The 1,053-nt window shown below is 64.5% G+C and carries 2 protein-coding genes; both read right to left on the reverse strand.

Annotation, left to right across the window (positions count from 1 at the left end):
* Window positions 1-379 (reverse strand): ATP-binding cassette domain-containing protein (locus tag D3H34_RS32965; RefSeq protein WP_147400611.1); only part of this gene is annotated, 379 nt, incomplete at its 3' end.
* The gene (locus D3H34_RS32970) at window positions 360-1,007 is read right to left on the reverse strand and encodes an amino acid ABC transporter permease (protein WP_119558894.1); all 648 of its coding nucleotides are present in this window, start codon (window positions 1,005-1,007) and stop codon (window positions 360-362) included. The genes D3H34_RS32970 and D3H34_RS32965, both read right to left, overlap by 20 nt.
* Window positions 1,008-1,053 lie beyond the last annotated feature (46 nt).

The raw sequence follows: 1,053 nt of genomic DNA on the forward strand, positions 1-1,053 counted from the left end.
CGAGCACCGTGAGGTGCGGAAAAAGATTGAACGACTGGAACACCATGCCCATCTTGCGGCCGATGCGGCGGATCTGCGCTTCGGGCACATAGCTGCAGACACCCGCGGCGCTGGTCTCGGCCAGCAGCTCGCCTTCGATGTGCAGGTGGCCGCTGTCTATGGTTTCGAGGTGATTGAGACAGCGCAGGAACGTGCTCTTGCCCGAGCCCGAAGGCCCGATCACCGCGACCACTTCACCGCGCAGCAGGTCGAGCGAGACATTGCGCAGCACCGGCAGGCCGTTGAAGGCCTTGCAGATGTCGCGCGCGCTGATCATCACTTCCGCCGACGGGGCCGGCGCCGCGCCTGCAGTCGCCGCCTCAGGCGTCGTATTTGGCATAGCGTTTCTCCAGGTACTGGAAGCCCCAGGTCAGCACCAGGGTCATGACAAGATAAAAGCACGCCGCCACGATGAACGGCGTGGTCGTGAAATCGCGCTGCACGATGCCGCGCGCCGCGCGCAGCAGGTCGTTGAGCGCGAGCACGTAGATCAGCGAAGTGTCCTTGACCAGGGTGATGGTCTCGTTGCTCATCGGCGGCAGGATGCGCGGCCAGATCTGCGGCAGCACGATGCGCCGCATGGTCTGGCCATAGCTCAGCACTTTCGCGCCTTCGTACTGGCCGCGGTCTATCGACTGGATGCCCGCACGGAAAATTTCCGCGAAGTAGGCGGCGTAGTTCAGCGAGAAGGCGACCACGGCGGCGGGAAAGTCGTCAAAGCGCACGCCGATCACCGGCACGAACGGCAGCGCAAAGTAGATGAACAGCATCTGCAGCATCAGCGGCGTGCCGCGCATCAGCCAGATATAGCCGTTGACCAGCCGCGCGAGCGCGCGAAAACGCGACACCCGCATCAGCGCCAGCGCGAGCCCCAGCGGCACCGCCAGGACCAGCGTGACCACGAACAGCTTGAGAGTCACCAGCGCCCCCTGGGACAGGGGCCCCAGGAGGGAAAGAACGTATTCCATGCAATTGCCTTGCGCCAATGGCGCAGTGCGCGCCGCCGGCTGATCG

The sequence above is a fragment of the Acidovorax cavernicola genome (assembly GCF_003581445.1).

Coding starts and splice junctions, on each gene's coding strand:
- D3H34_RS32970 (WP_119558894.1), bottom strand. CDS start 1,007: ATGGAATACGTTCTTTCCCTCCTGGGGCCCCTGTCCCAGGGGGCGCTG.